The organism is Duganella guangzhouensis, from assembly GCF_009674535.1.
Taxonomy (GTDB): Bacteria; Pseudomonadota; Gammaproteobacteria; order Burkholderiales; family Burkholderiaceae_D; genus Rugamonas; species Rugamonas guangzhouensis.
The window spans coordinates 93,321-110,683 of sequence record NZ_WKJK01000015.1; the positions used below are offsets into that span (position 1 = coordinate 93,321).

Genomic DNA, 17,363 nt, shown 5'->3' on the forward strand with positions numbered 1-17,363 from the left:
GGATAGGGCGCGAAAAAAACCACAGCCGGAATACAGGCAATGTTGATTTCTTGATTAGAATGGCGGGCATGACCGAACTGATATTAAGCCTGCCCGCCGCGCGCGCGCTGCATCTGGCGGCGCAGGGACTGCTGCAGCCGCGCCGCCGCAAGGCGCGCCAGCCCGACCTGCTGGCCGCGATCCGGCAGATGGGCGTGCTGCAAATCGACACCATCCACGTGGTGGCGCGCAGCCCTTATCTGGTGCTGTGGAGTCGCTTGGGCGACTACCCGCAGTCCTGGCTGGAGCAGGCTTTGGCGGCCGGCGAGCTGTTTGAATACTGGGCACACGAAGCCTGTTTCGTGCCGGTTGAGGATTACGGCCTGTATCGGCACCGCATGCTGGACCCGGAGGCGATGGGCTGGAAGTATTCGGCCAACTGGATGAAGGAGCGGCGCGCCGATGTTGAAGCGGTGCTGGAGCATATCCGCATCAACGGTCCTACGCGTTCGTCGGACTTTGAACGCACCGACGGCCAGGCCGGCGGCTGGTGGAGCTGGAAGCCGGAGAAGCGCTCGCTGGAAGTGCTGTTCACCACCGGCGCGCTGATGATCGCCGCGCGCCACAATTTTCAACGCATCTACGACCTGGCCGAGCGCGTGCTGCCGCACTGGGACGACAGCCAGCTTCCGCCGCTGGAAGCGGTGCGGCGCGAGCTGGTGCTGAAGGCGGTGAAGGCTATGGGCTGCGCGCGCGGCGCCTGGATCAGCGACTACTTCCGCACGCGGCCACCACGTCTCGACCCCGAGGAACTGGTGGAGCAGGGCGCCTTGCTGCGCGCTTGGGTGGAAGACTGGGATGATCCGATCTACATCCATCCCGATCACGCGCAACTGCTGGAAGACGCCGCCGCCGGCGCGTTGGCACCGACGCTGACCACCATTTTGTCGCCGTTCGACCCGGTGGTATGGGACCGACGCCGTGCGCTGGAACTGTTCAACTTCGACTACCGGCTGGAATGCTACACGCCGGCCGACAAGCGCAAATACGGCTACTTCACGCTGCCTATCCTGCGGCGCGGCGCGCTGGTGGGCCGGGTCGACGCCAAGGCGCACCGGCGCGAGGGCGTGTTCGAACTGAAGTCGCTGGTGCTGGAGCCATCGGCCCGCGTCAGCGAGCGCTTCACGCGCGACATCGCCGGCGCGCTGCAACGCCTGGCCGACTGGCACGCCTGCCCGCGCGTGCAGATCACGCAGGCCATGCCGGCAGACTTCGGCCGCCAGTTGCAGGCCGCGCTGGATGCCGCCGCATCGCAACAGGAGGCCGCATGACCTTGCCCGCCGCTCCCGCCAGCCTGCTGGGCGCCGACGGCCAGCCGCTGTTTGGCCGCTACGCCGGCCAGGTCGGCGACATCGACTGGAGCCATCTGGCCAAGCCGTTCGCGCGCAACGCGTTGTGGCGGCGCTTTCACCACAAGCGCTGGCATTATGTGGCGCTGTGCACGGAACAGGTGTTTGCCGCCGTCGCCATCGTCGATCTGGGCTGGATCAGCAGCGTGTTCGCCTATGCCTTCGACCGCAACGACGAGGACATGTTGGCCAACTTCTCGCAGGAGGGCGTGCCGCTGCTGTCGGCGCGGCTGGCCAACCATGCCGGCGCCTCCAGCCGCTTCAAGGCGCGCAACTGCCACATCGCGGTCGACGCGATTGGCGACGGCAGCTATCAACTGACGCTGCAGAGCGACTATCTGGAAATCGACGCCAGCTTCGGCCCCGGTCCCTCGCCGCTGCTGCTGGCCAGTGGCCCGATCGATCGCGGTTCGGTGCACGCCACGCAGAAATCGTCCGCCATGCCGCTGCGCGGCGAGTTGCGCACCTGGCGCGAGGAGTACAAACTGGATGGCGGCATCGCCAGCTTCGATTATTCCAACGGTCTGCTGGCGCGTAACACCGACTGGCGTTGGGCCTCGGGCCACAATCTGGAGCTGGGCTTCAATCTGCAGGCCGGCTACTTCGGCGCCAACGAAAACGCGCTGTGGCTGGACGGCGACCTGATCGCGCTGGGGCCGGCGCACTTCCTGTACGATAAAAAAGATCCGCTGTCGCAGTGGCACATCTTCACCGAGGACGATATGCTGGACTTGATTTTCACACCCGAAGGCGCGCGCCGCGACAACAAGAAAATGATGGTGGCGGCCAGCCGCTATCTGCAGCCGATCGGCACCTTCAGCGGCTGGGTGCGCGCCGCGCCGGATCAGCCCAAACGCATGGTGACGCGGCTGATGGGCGTGACCGAAGACCACTCCTCGCGCTGGTGAACCATGAGTATCCGTAATCTCGACCGTCTGTTCCAACCGCGTTCGGTGGCCGTGATCGGCGCTTCCGACAATCCGCTGCGCATTGGCGCCAAGGTGCTGGCCAATCTGCTGGAGGGCCCATTCGCGGGCAGCGGCGGCCGCAGTGTGTGGCCGGTCAATCCCAAGCACCAGACGGTGCATGGCCTGACCTGCTACCCGCGCGTGAGCGCGCTGCCGGCGGCGCCCGACCTGGCCATTATCTGCACGCCGCCGGCCACGGTGGCGGGGCTGATCACTGAACTGGGGCAGGCCGGCTGCAAGGCTGCGGTGGTGATGACGGCCGATCCAGGCCGCAGCGGCGGCCGCAGTCTGCGCCAACCGATGCTGGAGGCGGCGCGGCCCTGGCTGTTGCGCATCATGGGCGCGGGTAGCGCCGGCCTGCAATCGCCGGCGCTGGGGCTGAACGCCAGCTTCACGCAAATGGCGGCCGGCAGTGGCAGGCTGGCCTTCGTGTCGCAGTCGGCGGCGCTGGCCACAGCGGTGCTGGATTGGGCCGGCCAGCGCGGCATCGGCTTCTCGCGCTTTGTCGCCATGGGCGATGGCATCGACGTTGATTTCGGTGATTTGCTGGATTACCTGGCGGCCGACAGCGAAACCGAAGCGATTCTGCTGTGCGTTGAACAGGTCAGCAGCGCGCGCAAATTCATGTCGGCCGGACGGCTGGCGGCGCGCGGCAAACCGGTGATCGTGCTGAAGGTCGGGCGTGACGCGGCGCCCGGCGCCGATCTGGTATTCGATGCGGCGATACGCCGCGCCGGCATGCTGCGCGTGTACTCCACCGAGGATTTGTTCGACGCCGTCGAAACGCTGGCGCGCCAGCAGCCGCAGCGCGGCGAGCGGCTGGCGGTGCTGACCAACGGCGGCGGCCTCGGTATGATCGCGGCCGACGCGCTGGCCAGCAGCGGTGCCCAGCTGGCCACGCTGTCGCCGGAGACCTTGAAGAAGCTGGCGCAGGCCGGCGCGCCGCAAGCCAATCCATCCGACTTCCTGGCCGATGCGCCGGTCGAACAGTACGCGCGGGCGGTGGAGGCGCTGCTGCGCGAACCGCAGGCCGATGCGCTGCTGTTCCTGCACGCGCCGACCGCGATGGTGGGCAGCGCGCAGATCGCGGAGGCGGTGGCACCGCTGATGCGTGCGGCCGGCAAGAACGTGCTGTCCTGCTGGTTGGGCGGCGCCTCGGTGGCGCAGGCGCGCCGCGTGTTCGCCGACGCCGGCCTGCCGACTTACGACACGCCGGAAAAAGCGGTTAACGGCTTCCTGCAGATCGCCCAGTACCGGCGCAATCAGGAGCTGTTGATGGAAGTGCCGGTCGGCGTGCCAACCACCGGCGCGCGCGAACGCTCGGCCGGGCGCGCGTTGGTGCAGACGGCGCTGACGGCCGGCCGCAGCGAGCTGTCCGACAGCGATGCGCGTGCGCTGCTGGCGGCGTACGGTATCGCGCTGGCGACACCGCAACAGGCCGCGCTAGCCGGCGCCACGCTGGCGGCGGCGCGCATCCAGATCGCGCACGATCCGGTGTTCGGGCCGGTGGTGTTCTTCGGCCAGGGCGGCATCGCGGCCGAGGTGGCGGCCGACCGCGTGGCCGGTCTGCCGCCATTGAATCTGGCGTTGGCACAGGACATGGTTAGCCGCACCCGCGTCTCGCGTTTGCTGGCGCAGGGCCAGACTGCGGCCGATGGCCAGGCGCTGATCCGCATGCTGGTGCAGGTGGCCGATATGGTGGCTGATCTGCCGGAGCTGGTGGAGCTGGATCTGAATCCCTTGCTGGCATTGGGCGGCAGCGCGGTGGCGCTGGGTGCGCGCATGCAGCTGGCCAAGGCGCACGGGCGGCGCACGCGGCTGGCGATTCGTCCGTATCCGCAGGAGCTGGAGGAGCGGCTGGACTGGGGCGGCGGGCAAATCCTGCTGCGGCCGATCCGGCCCGAGGATGCGCCGCAACATCAGCAGTTCTTCAGCGCGCTGGCGCCGGACGATATCCGCCTGCGTTTCTTCTCGGCCATGCGCGAGCTGCCGCCGGCGCAGCTGGCGCGGCTGACGCAAATCGATTACGACCGCGCCATGGCCTTTGTCGCCACACGGCCGAATGCGCAGGGCAAGTCGGAAACGCTGGGCGTGGTGCGCGCGGTGACCGATCCGGATAATCAGTCCGCTGAATTTGCGATCATCGTGCGTTCCGATTTGAAAGGGCGCGGACTGGGGCGGATATTGTTCCAGAAGCTGGTCGATTATTTCCGCGCGCGCGGCACCCGCGAGATCGTTGGCGATGCTTTATCCGAGAATGGCGGCGTGCAAAAACTGATACGCGATTTCGGCGGCGTGGTTTTGCCGCATCCTGAAACAGGAATGGTGCGTTTACAACTACCTTTGATATAGCATTCGCAGCAAGCTTGCGATATATTGGCGTAACGCCACGCGGGGGCAGGTTTGTTCTAGCTCAAAGCGCGTGTGTCGGGAATATTTACACTTTTACTTCCACCTACGTTTTGGGAGTCAGAATGTTAACCGCGACATACACTCTGGTAGCACTATCCGTCGAGCAGGCGAGCGTCCGGCTTAGTCTGCAGTCATTCCAGAAGTATGTGCGTACTACCTTGATGCAGCAGAACCGCATGACCTTGTCGCAGCTGGAATATGCTTGCGAAAACCTCAATACCCTGTACCAAGCCTGCCACTGGCGCAAGACCGAGATGTATCTGATCCCGGCGCTGCGCGACGCCACCGAGCGCGCCGACCATCTGCTGGACGAACTCAACCGCCTGAACCAATCCGCGCTGACCTCGATCCGGCTGCTGCAGGAAAAGCTGGGCGCGCTGGCCGATGTGCGCGACGAGCAAGTCAGCGAAGTGTGCGACAGCATCGACACCTTCTGCGCCGCGCTGCTGAAGCGGCTGGAAAAAGAAGAGCAGGAACTGTTCGCGCTGGCGCGCAACGCCATCGCCGGCGAAACCTGGTTCTCGATCGCCAATCAGTTGATGATGCATGACAAACATCTGGATGAAATGAAACGTTCCGGTTTGCCACCGGCCGAGGCCGCGCAAGTGACGGCGCGCCGCCGTGCGCTGCCGGGCAACGAGGTGGATGACGGTCAGATTTCCATTCCTGGCCTGCAAGTATTACCGGTGGTGCGTGTGGATGACTTGCCCGCGCCCCCCGTGCCGAGGTCCGCGCGACAGTTGTCGCGGGACGATGCCATTATGAAATAACTGCCTGCATAGCGTACTCGCGGGGCAAAATTCCCCTGCTTTGCTATGATGGTGGTTTTAGCCATCACCATAGCGCCCCATGTTTGATTTCCTCTTTAAGCGTGCAACCGAGACTTCGGCCGTTCCACAGGCGCCAGCGGCGGGCCACGAGCAGGATGCGTCCGCAGCGGCCGCTGCCGGCCGTCGCGACGAGCAAACCCAGCGCGCCGCCGCGCTGAACGGCAACGAGGCGGCGGCGGTCGCCCTGATACTGGAGAGCGAATTTGCCGGCGTGCGCCTGAGCGCGGCCGAACATGTGCTGTCGCCGCCGGCGCTGGAACAGGTGCTGCTGGCGGTGCGTAATACCGACCGCCGCGTCGCCAAGCTGATGCAGGGGCGGCTGGACGCGATCCGCTATCAGCAGACCGAGCTGCAAAAAGCCCAGGTTTGCCTGGATCAGGCGCAACGCCTGTTGCAGGACGAGAAGCTGACGCCGAACCAGGTTGCCGAGCTGGATCGCCAATGGTTGTTGGTGGCTAATCCCGGTGCCGTGGTCGACGACTACACTGGCGCCCGCGCCGCGCTGGCCCGCCGGCTGGAAACCCAGGTTACTCTGCAGCGCACCATCATCGACGCCATGGCCGCCGTGCGCAAGTTGCCGCAAGCTGGCCTGCCGGCGGAAGAAGCGCTGCAAGCGCTGGAGCGCCACGCCGCCGCGCAAAGCGATTATCAGAATGCCCCCGAACACAATGCGCTGCCACGCCATCTGCTGAGCGATTTTGCCCAGGCAGTCGAGCAGGCGCGCGCCGCGCTGACCGCGCCGGTCAAGCCGGCTCCGGCCCCGGCGCCTGAAGCCGCTCCGGCCGCTGCCGCCAAGCCGGCGGTTGCCGCCGATGCGTCGGCCGATCCTGCGGGCGCCACCGCGCCAGAGGCAGCAGCGGACGCGGCGGCCTCCGTCAAGCCAGCCAAACAGCCCAAGCAGCCACCTAAGGAAGCCGACAAGAAATTCCTGGAAACGCTCGACGCGATGGAAACCGCGCTGGAGCAGGGCCAACTGCACATCGCCGCCGAACACGACAAATGGCTGCGCGACCACAAAACCCGCTTGAGCCCAGCCCAGACCGACCACCTGAACCACGTCCGCGCCGAGCTGAAGCGCCTGGGCGACTGGGCGCGCTGGGGCGGCAATGTGTCGCGCGAAGAATTGGTCAAAGCAGTGGAAGAGCTGCCGGCGCAGAAACTGCCAATGAGCGAGCTGGCCAAGAAAGTCGGCAGCATGCGCGACCGCTGGAAGTCGCTGGACGCCGTCTCCGGCCACGCGCCGAAAGCGCTGTGGGAACGCTTTGACGCCGCCTGCACCAGCGCCTACGCCCCGGCCGCCGCCCATTTCAAGCAACTGGCCGACGAGCGTCACAACAACGCCGCCAAGGCGCAGGCGCTGATCACGGAAACCGAAGCCATGACCGAAGCCGCCGCCAATGGCGCCGACCTGAAAAACGTGGCCGCCGCCGGCCAGCGTCTGCGTCAGATGTGGACCCGCCTCGGCACCATCGACCGCAAGGACAAGCGCAAGCTGGACCAGGCGTTCGACCGGGCGCTGGCGCACATGCTGGCGCCGCTGTCGGATCAGCGCAAGATCGAGGCCGCCAAGCGCGAGCAACTGATCGCCGAAGCCGAGGCGCTGCAACCGTCCGACCGTCACACGCTGGATAAGCTGCGTCATCTGCAGGAGCGCTGGCAGGAGCAGGCTAAATTGCTGCCGCTGGAACGCAAGGTGGAGCAGGCGCTGTGGCAGCGTTTCCGCGCCGCCTGCGACGCCATCTTCGCCAAGCGCAAGGAAAGCGCCCAGGCCGCCGATCACGAGCGCAAAGCCCATCTGCACGCGCGCGAAGCGATTTGCAAGGAACTGGAAGACGCCACCTTCAGCGGCGAGGACAAGGCCCAGCTGGCCGCCATCGCCAAGGCGCTGAAAGATGCGGCGACGGCCTGGAACGCCGGCGGCACGGTGCCGCGCGCGGCCGAGGCGCGCATCAATCAGCGCTATCACAACGCGGTTGGCAAGGTGCAGGCCCAGGCCGATGCGATCAAGCGTCGCGCCGGCGCCGCCCAAGCAAACGCGCTGCGCGACAAGCTGAGGCTGTGCCAGGCGCTGGAAAGCGCGCTGGCCAGCAATGGCGATGCCATCGATGCCGCCGACTGGCAAGCCAAGTGGGCGGCGCTGCCGTCGCTGGGCAATGATTACGAACGCGCGCTGCAGGGCCGCTTCAACGCCGCGCTGGCGGCCGCCGATGGCAAGCGCGGCGATTACGCCGCCGAACTGGAACGCAATCGCGGCAAATTGCTGGATGAAATCCTGCGGCTGGAAATCGTGGCCGGCGTCGACAGCGGTGCCGAGTTCGCCCGCGAGCGCCTGAAGATGCAGGTGGAGGTGCTGCAATCGTCGCTGAAATCCGGCCAGAAGCCGCAGTCGGCCAGCGCTGCCTATCTGCAACTGTGCGCGATGCCGGCGCTGGCTGATGCCCGCACCGCCAGCCGCATCGAGCAGCTGTTCCGCCGCATCGGCGCCTCGGAGCGTGCATGAGTCTGAGCGAAGTCCGGATTCAGACCGAAGATTTCGATCTGTCCACCGAGGTTGCCCAATTGCGCGCCGACCATCCCAAGGTCGGCGGCGTGGTCACTTTTGTCGGCACGGTGCGCGACCTGAACGAGGGCGCCACGGTATCGGAAATGGAGCTGGAACATTATCCGGGCATGACCGAGCAATCGATCAGCAATATTGTCGATCAGGCCAAGCAGCGCTGGCCGCTGTTCAGCGCGCTGGTGATCCACCGCGTCGGCCCGCTCAAGCCCAAGGATCAGATCGTGCTGGTGGCGGTGACCTCGGCCCATCGCGGCGAAGCGTTCGCGGCTTGCGAATTTATTATCGATTACCTGAAGACCGAGGCGCCGTTCTGGAAGAAAGAGCAGACGCCAGACGGCGCGCGCTGGGTCGATGCGCGCGTTAGTGACGACGCGGCCTTGAATAAGTGGAAGTAGCTCCTATGTAAACGATAAGTTAAATCTATCGGAGCAACACCATGCGTCAAGACAAACTCACCACCAAACTCCAGGAAGCCCTGTCGGACTCGCAGAGTCTGGCGGTGGGCAGTGACAATCCCTATATCGAACCGGCGCACTTGCTGACCGCGCTGCTGAACCAGAACGACGGCAGTGCCCGTTCGCTGCTGCAGCGCGCCGGCGTCAATGTTGGCGGCCTCAGCAAGGCGCTGACGGCGGCGCTGGAGCGCTTGCCGAAAGTGTCCGGCACCGGCGGCAACGTGCAAGCCAGCCGCGAGCTGGTGGCGGTGCTGAACCTGGCCGACAAGGAAGCCCAGAAACGCGTCGACCAGTTCATTTCCAGTGAAATGGTGCTGCTGGCGCTGACCGAAGACAAGTCGGACGCCGGCACGCTGGCGCGCGAAAACGGCCTGACCCGCAAATCGCTGGAAAGCGCGATCGACGCCGTGCGCGGCGGCGCCAAGGTCGATAACGCCGACGCCGAAGGCCAGCGCGAAGCCCTGAAAAAATACACCCTCGACCTGACCGAGCGCGCCCGCCAGGGCAAGCTGGACCCGGTTGTCGGCCGCGACGATGAAATCCGCCGCGCCATCCAGGTGCTGCAGCGCCGTTCCAAGAACAACCCGGTGCTGATCGGCGAACCCGGCGTCGGCAAGACCGCCATCGTCGAAGGTCTGGCGCAGCGCATCGTTAACAACGAGGTGCCGGATTCGCTCAAGGGCAAGCGCGTGCTGGCGCTGGATATGGCGGCGCTGATCGCCGGCGCCAAATACCGTGGCGAGTTCGAGGAACGCCTGAAATCGGTGCTGAAGGAACTGGCCATGGATGAGGGCCAGACCATCGTCTTCATCGACGAAATGCACACCATGGTCGGCGCCGGCAAGGGCGAGGGCGCGATGGACGCCGGCAATATGCTGAAACCGGCACTGGCACGCGGCGAACTGCACTGCGTGGGCGCCACCACCCTCGACGAGTACCGCAAGTACATCGAGAAGGATGCCGCGCTGGAGCGTCGTTTCCAGAAAATTCTGGTCGATGAGCCGACCGTCGAGGCCACCATCGCGATTCTGCGCGGCTTGCAGGACAAGTACGAGCTGCACCACCAGGTGGCGATCTCCGACGCCGCCATTATCGCGGCGGCCGAACTGTCGCACCGCTACATCACCGACCGCTTCCTGCCTGACAAGGCAATCGACCTGATCGACGAGGCTGCGGCCAAGATCAAGATCGAAATCGATTCCAAGCCGGAGGTGATGGACAAGCTGGAACGCCGTCTGATTCAGTTGAAGATCGAGAAGGAAGCCGTCAAGAAGGAAAAGGACGAGGGTTCGCGCAAGCGTCTGGAGCTGATCAACGAGGAAATCGCGCGCTTGACGCGCGAGTTGAACGATTTCGAGGAAATCCTCAAGGCCGAGAAATCGGTGGTGCAGGGCAGCACGCACATCAAGGAAGAGATCGACCGCATCAAGCAGCAGATGGAGCAGGCCACCCGCGAGAGCAACTGGCAGCGCGTGTCCGAGCTGCAGTACGGCCGTTTGCCGGAGCTGGAAGCGCAGCTCAAGCAGGCCGAGAAAGCCACGGCGGCCGGCGGCGATCAGCAGGCCAAGCCCAAGCTGCTGCGCACCGAAGTCGGCGCAGAGGAAATCGCCGAGGTGGTGTCGCGCGCGACCGGGATTCCGGTATCGCGCATGATGCAGGGCGAGCGCGAGAAGCTGTTGCACATCGAAGAGAAGCTGCACGAGCGCGTGGTGGGTCAGGACGAGGCGATCAGCGCCGTGGCCGACGCCATCCGCCGTTCGCGCGCCGGCCTGGCCGACCCGAACCGTCCGTACGGCTCGTTCCTGTTCCTGGGACCGACCGGCGTCGGCAAGACCGAGCTGACCAAGGCGCTGGCCGGCTTCCTGTTCGATACCGAGGAGTCGCTGATCCGCATCGACATGAGCGAATTCATGGAGAAGCATTCGGTGGCCCGTCTGATCGGCGCGCCGCCGGGTTATGTCGGCTACGACGAGGGCGGTTATCTGACCGAAGCGGTGCGCCGCAAGCCGTACAGCGTGATCCTGCTGGATGAGGTGGAAAAGGCGCATCCGGACGTGTTCAACGTGCTGTTGCAGGCGCTGGACGACGGCCGCATGACCGATGGCCAGGGCCGCACGGTGGACTTCAAGAACACCGTCATCATCATGACCTCGAACCTGGGCTCGCATAAGATCCAGTCGATGGAGGATTCCGATCCGGGCGTGGTCAAGCTGGCGGTGATGGCCGAGGTGCGCAGCCACTTCCGTCCGGAATTCATCAACCGGATCGACGAGATTGTGGTGTTCCACGGCCTGGACGAGAAGAACATCGGCGCGATTGCGCGGATTCAGCTGGCGACCTTGCAGCAACGCCTGGCCAAGCTGGAGATTGGCATGGAGGTGACCGACGCGGCGCTGCACAAGATCGCCGAGGCGGGCTACGATCCGGTGTATGGCGCGCGGCCGTTGAAACGCGCGATCCAGCAGCAGATCGAAAATCCGCTGTCCAAGCTGATCCTGCAAGGGAAGTTTGGACCGAAGGACACCATCCACGTTGAAACACGGGACGGCGAGCTGGTATTCAGCTAACCGGCTCGTGGCGGATGATGCGGTTGCGACCGTCGCGCTTGGCGCGGTACAGCGCATCGTCCGCCCGTTTCAGCACGTCTTCATAGGACAGGTCGCCGCTGACCATCTCGCTCAGGCCGCCGCTGATGGTGGCGCCGTCACCCAGCGTGCCCAGCGCTTGCAGCGCGTCGGCGATGTGCTGGCGCAGCCGCTCGCTGATCGGCAGCGCCTGCTCGCTGCCGGTGTGCGGCATCAGCACCACAAATTCATCGCCGCCCAGCCGCGCCGGAGTATCGGCCGCACGCAACTCACGGCGGCACACCTCGGCGGTGACGCTGATGGCCTTGTCGCCGGCCAGATGGCCGTACTGGTCGTTGATGCTCTTGAAGTGGTCGATATCGAAAATCAGCACTGACACCGGCGTCTTGTAGCGGGCGAATAATTCGAAATGTTCGGTCAGGCTGCAGATCAGCTTGCGACGATTGGCGAGCCCGGTCAACGCATCGGTTTCGCTTTGCATGCGCAGCAGCGCTTCCAGCTTTTTGCTGGCGGTGATGTTGCTGGCAACCCATAACACCGCGTCCTCGTCCATCACCTGGTATTCCAGCGGCTGCACGCGGCCTTCAAACCAGATGGTTTCCATCGGCCCGGCGCCGCCAACGCCTTTCACATCGTCCGCCGCCAGCGGGTACTCCACCACATGCAAGCCGCGCGACGCCAGCGCGATGGCGATCTGGGCCTGGAACCAGGCCGCTTTTTCCGGATGCAGCACGTCGTGCACCGATTTGCCGACCAGGCTGCTGCCGTCATGGTAATAGCGGCTGTCGGTGCCGCCGAAGATGGCGGCATAGCGGCCGCTGCGCGTCAGGATGAAGGCCGGGTCGGGCAGGGCCGCCAGCAGCGCTGCGATCTGTTCGTTCGAGAAGAGGGACAGGTCCGCCATGCGATATCGTTGTTCTGATTGAAGAGTTTCCACTAATGTACCGTACTTTCGTCCAAGCATGCGTTATCGGCACAAAATAGAAAAACTTAACGATCGGTCATGATTGTTGTTATCTAAAGAAGGCCGACGGCGAGCAACCAAAGGTTTTGCGGAACATGGCGGAAAACGCGGACTGGCTGGTATAGCCCAGCTCGGCCGCGACTTGCGACAGCGGCATGCCGGCGGCGATCAGCGGCGCCGCGTGCGCCAGCCGCACTTGCTGGCGCCACTGGCCGAAGCCCATGCCCAGTTCGCGTTCGAACAGCCGGCTCAGCGTGCGTTCGGAAGCGCCGACCTGGCCGGCCCAGTCGGCCAGCGTCATCTCGGCGCCGGGCTCGGCGATCAGGGCGTCGCACAGCGCTTGCAGGCGCTTGTCGGCTGGTAGCGGTACCCGCACCGCGCGCACCGCGCAGCGCGGTACTTCGTCCAATATCATTTCCATCAGCAGATGCTCGCGCGGCGATTGTTCGGCGCGGTCGTGCGCTTCCAGCGCCGCCAGCAGTTCGCGCAACAGCGGCGACAGTTCCAGCACCTTGCAATCGTCGCCGGCGAAGGGCGCGCGGCCGGCGTACACGCACATCGGCCGCAGATGGGTGTTTTCCAGCACGGTGACGGCGTGCACCACGCCGGGCGGAATCCAGATGGCGCGCTGCGGCGGCACGATCCAGCTGCTGTGGTTGGCGTCGACCCGCATCACACCCTGGACCGCGTAGGTCAGCTGGCCCCAGTCGTGGCGATGCGGCGGCAGCATGGCGGTGGCGCGCAGGTCGCGGCCGGAAATGACCAGCGGCCGCGCGGCGCTCGGATGGGCGCGTTGCCAGTCGACGCTGGTGTGGGTGACGATAGGGATGGCCATGGCGGAAATGCGATAAAGATTGTCTTTCTATCTTAAATCAGACTAGGACAAATTGCTTACACTTTAGGAAATAACCTGGAGAGAGCAGTATGAACGACAAGACTTTATGGCGACAGGACGCCCGCGTGATCGGCCTGGTCGGGCTGGCGCATGGCACTTCGCACTTCTATCACGTGATTCTGGCGGCGCTGATTCCATGGCTGAAGCCGGAATTCGGACTCAGCTACTCGGAGCTGGGCCTGCTGATGACGGTATTCTTTGTGGTGTCCGGCGTCGGCCAGGCGATGGCCGGCTTCGTGGTGGACCGGTTTGGCGCGCGCGCCGTGCTGTTCAGCGGCATCGCGCTGCTGGGCGTGTCGGCGGTGATGCTGTCGAGCGCACACAGCTATGCGCAGCTGATGCTGGGTGCTTTCCTGGCCGGCTGCGGCAATAGCGTGTTCCATCCGGCCGATTACACCTTGCTGAACCAGCGCGTGTCCAAGGCGCGGCTGGCGCATGGCTTCTCGGTGCACGGCATCAGCGGCAACATCGGCTGGGCGCTGTCGCCGTTGTTCCTGACCTTCGTGGCGGCCCGTACCGACTGGCGCACCGCGCTGCTGGGCGCGGCTTTGCTGCCGCTGACGGTGCTGGCGCTGCTGGTCTGGAACCGCCACGCGCTGCGTCCCGAGCCTGCGGCAGTGCCGGTGGCCGGCGGGGCGGCTGCGACAGCGGGCGAGGGCGCGTTCAGCTTCCTGCGCCTGAAGGTGGTGTGGATGTGCTTTGCCTTCTTCCTGATTTCCGCCATCGCGCTGGCCGGCATTCAGACTTTTGCCGCCACCAGCCTGGTCAGCCTGTACGGCATGTCGCTGGCGACCGCCACCTCGGCCTACACCTGCTATATGTTCGCGTCTGCGGCCGGCATGGCGTATGGCGGCTTCCTCGGCGCCGGCAGCCGCCATCACGACCGCATCATCATGCTGGCGTTTGCCTTGGCGGCGGTATTGGCGCTGGTGCTGGCGGCGGCGCTGGTGCCGGCCTGGATGGCGGTGGTACTGATGGGACTGATCGGTCTGGTGACCGGCGTCGCCGGTCCGTCACGCGACCTGATGATACGCGCCGCCGCGCCCGCCAACGCCACCGGTCGCGTGTTTGGCGTGGTGTACTCGGGCCTGGACAGCGGCCTGGCGATTGGACCGCTGATGTTTGGCGCGCTGATGGATGCGCATCATCCGGCCGGCGTGTTTGTGGTGGTCGGCATCTTCCAGGCGCTGGTGATCCTGACCACGGTGGGCGTGGGCAACAATCGCCGCGTGGCGGCGGTGGCGGCCTGATTTCATGTTGCGGAATTTGGATTTTATATTGTGAAATTCCCTGTGCGGGCGCAGCGTGAAAATCTTTCACGGTAAGAAACTTTATTCCGCATCATGACATGTGTCATACAAGTGATTGATTTAGATAGATTTAATTTCTCATTTGTCTTATACAAGACTCTTGGTGCGCGGCACTATGTCTTCTATGATTTCTCTTATGAAAGAGAACATCATGGCCATCCGCGAACAGCACATCGCCGCCCTGCAAAACGACTGGGACACCAATCCGCGCTGGGTTGGCGTCAGCCGTCGTCACAGCGCCGCCGACGTGGTGCGGTTGCGTGGCTCTCTCAGCATTGAACACACGCTGGCACAGCGCGGCGCCGAGCGGTTGTGGCGCTCGCTGCATGATGAACCCTTCATCGGCGCGCTGGGAGCGCTGACCGCCGACCAGGCAGTGCTGCAAGTGCAGGCCGGCCTCAAAGCCGTGTACGTGTCCGGCGAGATGTATCCGCCGGCACCGCTGGCGGTGCGCCGCATTAATGACAGCCTGCAGCGCGCCGACCAACTGCAGTGGGCCGAAGGCGAGGGCGAACTGGATTACTACGCGCCGGTGGTGGCCGACGCCGAGGCCGGCTTCGTTGGCGTAATGAATGCCTACGAGCTGATGAAAGCCATGATCGATGCCGGCGCCGCCGGGGTGCATTTCGACGATCAACTGGCCTCGGCCCGGCATGGCGGCGCCAAGGTGCTGGTGCCGACTCGCGCCGCCATCGACAAGCTGAGCGCGGCGCGGCTGGCGGCCGACGTAATGGGCACGCCAACGTTGTTGATCGCCCGCACCGATGCCGAAGCGGCCAGCTTGCTGAGCTCGGACGTCGACGAGCTCGACCAGCCGTTCTGTAGCGGCGAGCGCACCGCCGAGGGCCACTACCGCGTCCGCAGCGGCCTGGAGCAGGCGATCGCCCGCGCGCTGGCCTATGCGCCGTATGCTGACCTGGTGTGGTGCGAGACGCGCAAGCCGGACCTGGCGTTCGCGCAAGCGTTTGCCGAGGCGGTGCATGCGCGCTTTCCCGGCAAGCTGCTGGCGTATCACTGTTCGCCGGCGTTCAACTGGAAAAAGAACCTGGACGACGCCACCATCGCCCGCTTCCAGAAAGAGCTGGGTGCGATGGGCTACAAGTTCCAGTTTGTCTCGCTGGCCGGCGCGCAGGCGCTGAACCATGGCATGTACAAGCTGGCGCATGGCTATGCGCGGCGCCAGATGGCGGCCTATGTCGAATTGCAGGAAGAGGAGTTTGCCGCGGTCCGCAAGGGTTACGCGGCGCTGAGTATGGCAGCTTAAGAACAACAACAGTCAGAACGTGCGGGGCAGGCGACAACTGCCCGGCGCCAGAGGCCGCAGCGACACAATCGCTGCGGCCTTGCCTTTTATGGCTGTTGTTGCTGTGTTTGCTGTTGATGCTGCTGCAGATGATGGCGCAGGCGCTGCTGGAATTCATCGACATCGTCGATGGTGCTCATGTCGTCGTCAACTTCCACCATGTAGGTGGCGTGGCCGGGCGCGAACGACACGCTGGCCTCGACACCATCCTTGTGCTCCGACAGGCAGTGCCCCTGGACGGCGCCCAGCACATTGCCGTCCACGTCCGTTACGATGGTCATTTTCATGACATGCCTCCGCCTTGCAGATTGTGAAAGCAACCACCCACGCCCTGGTTGTGGATGGTGACGAAGTACGTGGCGTTGCCGTTGTTGTCCTTGCGCTTGCGCTGCTGGTCGGCCAGGTGAACCGCACCCTGGTTGGGCGTCTTCACGTCCGCCGAAGCGAACTGCGTGCCGTGATCGGCGCCGTAGGTATAACTCCAGGTGACCGCCTGACCCGGTGCGAGAAAGGTCAACGGCCCTACGTTGTTAAAAGCCATAATCTCCTCCATGAAAGTATGCCGCGCACGCGGGTGCGTGCACGGCAGTTCCATCTTAGTCAGCACATTCGCGCACACTTTGATGCAAACGATGTGTGTGCTTTTTTGGTGGGCGGGCGGATCTGAGGGATAATGTCGGATTGAATCAATCGGGATCACCAGCTTATGTTTTCTTACCGCCACGCCTTTCATGCGGGTAATCACGCTGACGTGCTCAAGCACTTCATCACCCTCCAGTTGCTGCAGTATCTGAATCAGAAAGATACCGCCTACAGCTACATCGACACTCACTCGGGCGCTGGCGTCTACGAACTGGACGGCAACTTCGCCTCCAAGAACGCCGAGTACGAAACCGGCATCGGCCCGCTGTGGAAGCTGGACGACGTGCCGGCGCCGCTCAAGGAATACGTTGACCTGATCAAGGCCATGAACCCGAGCGGCAAGATGCGCTACTACCCTGGCTCGCCCTACATCGCCGAGCAGGTGGCGCGCGAGCAGGACCGTCTGCGCCTGTTCGAACTGCATCCGGCCGACGTCAGGCTGTTGGCCGATAACTTCCGCAAGCTGGAAGAACATGCTGCGGCGCAGGGGATTCGCCCCACCGTGCGCGGCAAGCGCGTGATCATCGCCAAGAGCGACGGCTTCGCCTCGCTGAAGGCGCTGCTGCCGCCGCCATCGCGCCGCGCGCTGGTGCTGATCGATCCTCCGTATGAAGACAAGCAGGACTACAAAAAAACCAAGGATGCGCTGGATGATGCGCTGAAGCGCTTCCCGGGCGGCACCTACGCGGTCTGGTATCCGCTGCTGCAGCGCATCGAATCGCGCAACTTTGCCGAGAAGCTGAAGCAGCTGCCGGCCTCTGACTGGCTGAACGTGGTGCTGACCATCAAGAAACCGATGCCGGACGGCGTCGATGGTTTGCACAGCAGCGGCATGTTCATTTTGAATCCGCCATACACGCTGGAGCCGATGCTGAAACAGGTCATGCCGTGGCTGGTGAAAGCGCTGGCCAAGGACAGCGGCGCCCGCTTTACGCTGGAGAGTGGCACGCCGGCGACGGCTGCGCGCAACACTGGCGAGCGTCGCCCACCTGTCCGCAAGAAAAATATTGTCAAGTCTACATAATTGGGTATAGGCTGGTGTTCAGGAGAC

General features: G+C 64.5%; 14 protein-coding genes. 10 read left to right on the plus strand and 4 right to left on the minus strand.

The window, feature by feature from the left end; all coding sequences use genetic code 11:
• Nucleotides 1-68 precede the first annotated feature (68 nt).
• From GJ699_RS24775 to clpB, 7 genes are all read left to right on the plus strand, one after another.
• Nucleotides 69-1,310, plus strand: coding sequence for a winged helix-turn-helix domain-containing protein (locus GJ699_RS24775; protein ID WP_154381385.1), 1,242 nt, complete (start codon nucleotides 69-71; stop codon nucleotides 1,308-1,310).
• Nucleotides 1,307-2,296 carry a DUF2804 domain-containing protein gene (locus GJ699_RS24780; RefSeq protein WP_154381387.1) on the plus strand — a complete coding sequence of 330 codons (990 nt, stop codon included), beginning with the start codon at nucleotides 1,307-1,309 and terminating at the stop codon, nucleotides 2,294-2,296. The genes GJ699_RS24775 and GJ699_RS24780 overlap by 4 nt, the downstream gene beginning before the upstream one ends.
• A 3-nt stretch (nucleotides 2,297-2,299) precedes the next feature.
• Complete coding sequence (locus tag GJ699_RS24785; protein ID WP_154381389.1) at nucleotides 2,300-4,708, plus strand: bifunctional acetate--CoA ligase family protein/GNAT family N-acetyltransferase; 2,409 nt, start codon at nucleotides 2,300-2,302, stop codon at nucleotides 4,706-4,708.
• 206 nt (nucleotides 4,709-4,914) lie between these two features.
• Nucleotides 4,915-5,538 carry a hypothetical protein gene (locus GJ699_RS24790; protein WP_371867658.1) on the plus strand — a complete coding sequence of 208 codons (624 nt, stop codon included), beginning with the start codon at nucleotides 4,915-4,917 and terminating at the stop codon, nucleotides 5,536-5,538.
• Between the two features lie 79 nt (nucleotides 5,539-5,617).
• Entirely contained in the window at nucleotides 5,618-8,098 is a 2,481-nt protein-coding gene (locus tag GJ699_RS24795; RefSeq protein WP_154381391.1) for a DUF349 domain-containing protein, read from the plus strand.
• A complete protein-coding gene (moaE, locus tag GJ699_RS24800) occupies nucleotides 8,095-8,553 on the plus strand; it encodes a molybdopterin synthase catalytic subunit MoaE (protein ID WP_154381393.1) in 459 nt (152 codons plus the stop codon). The genes GJ699_RS24795 and moaE overlap by 4 nt, the downstream gene beginning before the upstream one ends.
• 41 nt (nucleotides 8,554-8,594) lie before the next feature.
• On the plus strand, nucleotides 8,595-11,180 hold the full coding sequence (gene clpB, locus GJ699_RS24805) for an ATP-dependent chaperone ClpB (protein ID WP_154381395.1): 2,586 nt from the start codon (nucleotides 8,595-8,597) through the stop codon (nucleotides 11,178-11,180).
• On the opposite strand, the gene GJ699_RS34725 is transcribed toward clpB, so the two are convergent.
• Together GJ699_RS34725 and GJ699_RS24815 are read right to left on the minus strand one after the other, a co-directional pair.
• On the minus strand, nucleotides 11,173-12,102 hold the full coding sequence (locus GJ699_RS34725) for a GGDEF domain-containing protein (protein ID WP_154381397.1): 930 nt from the start codon (nucleotides 12,100-12,102) through the stop codon (nucleotides 11,173-11,175). The two genes, clpB and GJ699_RS34725, sit on opposite strands and share 8 nt — an antisense overlap.
• 109 nt (nucleotides 12,103-12,211) lie before the next feature.
• A complete protein-coding gene (locus GJ699_RS24815; RefSeq protein ID WP_154381399.1) occupies nucleotides 12,212-12,997 on the minus strand; it encodes a helix-turn-helix transcriptional regulator in 786 nt (261 codons plus the stop codon).
• A gap of 89 nt (nucleotides 12,998-13,086) precedes the next feature.
• Here GJ699_RS24815 and GJ699_RS24820 point away from each other — a divergent pair, with 89 nt between their 5' ends.
• Together GJ699_RS24820 and GJ699_RS24825 are read left to right on the plus strand one after the other, a co-directional pair.
• The gene (locus GJ699_RS24820) at nucleotides 13,087-14,307 is read left to right on the plus strand and encodes an MFS transporter (RefSeq protein WP_154381401.1); all 1,221 of its coding nucleotides are present in this window, start codon (nucleotides 13,087-13,089) and stop codon (nucleotides 14,305-14,307) included.
• A gap of 211 nt (nucleotides 14,308-14,518) precedes the next feature.
• Nucleotides 14,519-15,631 carry an isocitrate lyase/phosphoenolpyruvate mutase family protein gene (locus GJ699_RS24825; RefSeq protein WP_154381531.1) on the plus strand — a complete coding sequence of 371 codons (1,113 nt, stop codon included), beginning with the start codon at nucleotides 14,519-14,521 and terminating at the stop codon, nucleotides 15,629-15,631.
• A gap of 86 nt (nucleotides 15,632-15,717) precedes the next feature.
• Here the strand turns inward: GJ699_RS24825 and GJ699_RS24830 are convergent, their stop codons facing one another.
• Together GJ699_RS24830 and GJ699_RS24835 are read right to left on the minus strand one after the other, a co-directional pair.
• Complete coding sequence (locus GJ699_RS24830) at nucleotides 15,718-15,957, minus strand: hypothetical protein (protein ID WP_154381403.1); 240 nt, start codon at nucleotides 15,955-15,957, stop codon at nucleotides 15,718-15,720.
• Nucleotides 15,954-16,211 carry a hypothetical protein gene (locus GJ699_RS24835; protein WP_154381406.1) on the minus strand — a complete coding sequence of 86 codons (258 nt, stop codon included), beginning with the start codon at nucleotides 16,209-16,211 and terminating at the stop codon, nucleotides 15,954-15,956. The genes GJ699_RS24830 and GJ699_RS24835 overlap by 4 nt, the downstream gene beginning before the upstream one ends.
• Before the next feature lie 165 nt (nucleotides 16,212-16,376).
• On the opposite strand from GJ699_RS24835, the gene GJ699_RS24840 reads away from it, so the two are divergent.
• Nucleotides 16,377-17,336, plus strand: a complete 960-nt coding sequence (locus tag GJ699_RS24840; protein WP_154381408.1) for a 23S rRNA (adenine(2030)-N(6))-methyltransferase RlmJ — start codon at nucleotides 16,377-16,379, stop codon at nucleotides 17,334-17,336.
• The last annotated feature ends 27 nt before the right edge of the window (nucleotides 17,337-17,363 follow it).

What these genes read in the sequence shown, in the direction of transcription:
- moaE (WP_154381393.1), top strand. Translation starts at nt 8,095, where the DNA reads ATGAGTCTGAGCGAAGTCCGGATTCAGACCGAAGATTTCGATCTGTCC.
- GJ699_RS24780 (WP_154381387.1), top strand. Translation starts at nt 1,307, where the DNA reads ATGACCTTGCCCGCCGCTCCCGCCAGCCTGCTGGGCGCCGACGGCCAG.
- GJ699_RS24795 (WP_154381391.1), top strand. Translation starts at nt 5,618, where the DNA reads ATGTTTGATTTCCTCTTTAAGCGTGCAACCGAGACTTCGGCCGTTCCA.
- GJ699_RS24835 (WP_154381406.1), bottom strand. Translation starts at nt 16,211, where the DNA reads ATGGCTTTTAACAACGTAGGGCCGTTGACCTTTCTCGCACCGGGTCAG.
- GJ699_RS34725 (WP_154381397.1), bottom strand. Translation starts at nt 12,102, where the DNA reads ATGGCGGACCTGTCCCTCTTCTCGAACGAACAGATCGCAGCGCTGCTG.
- GJ699_RS24820 (WP_154381401.1), top strand. Translation starts at nt 13,087, where the DNA reads ATGAACGACAAGACTTTATGGCGACAGGACGCCCGCGTGATCGGCCTG.
- GJ699_RS24815 (WP_154381399.1), bottom strand. Translation starts at nt 12,997, where the DNA reads ATGGCCATCCCTATCGTCACCCACACCAGCGTCGACTGGCAACGCGCC.
- GJ699_RS24840 (WP_154381408.1), top strand. Translation starts at nt 16,377, where the DNA reads ATGTTTTCTTACCGCCACGCCTTTCATGCGGGTAATCACGCTGACGTG.
- GJ699_RS24825 (WP_154381531.1), top strand. Translation starts at nt 14,519, where the DNA reads ATGGCCATCCGCGAACAGCACATCGCCGCCCTGCAAAACGACTGGGAC.
- clpB (WP_154381395.1), top strand. Translation starts at nt 8,595, where the DNA reads ATGCGTCAAGACAAACTCACCACCAAACTCCAGGAAGCCCTGTCGGAC.
- GJ699_RS24785 (WP_154381389.1), top strand. Translation starts at nt 2,300, where the DNA reads ATGAGTATCCGTAATCTCGACCGTCTGTTCCAACCGCGTTCGGTGGCC.
- GJ699_RS24830 (WP_154381403.1), bottom strand. Translation starts at nt 15,957, where the DNA reads ATGAAAATGACCATCGTAACGGACGTGGACGGCAATGTGCTGGGCGCC.
- GJ699_RS24775 (WP_154381385.1), top strand. Translation starts at nt 69, where the DNA reads ATGACCGAACTGATATTAAGCCTGCCCGCCGCGCGCGCGCTGCATCTG.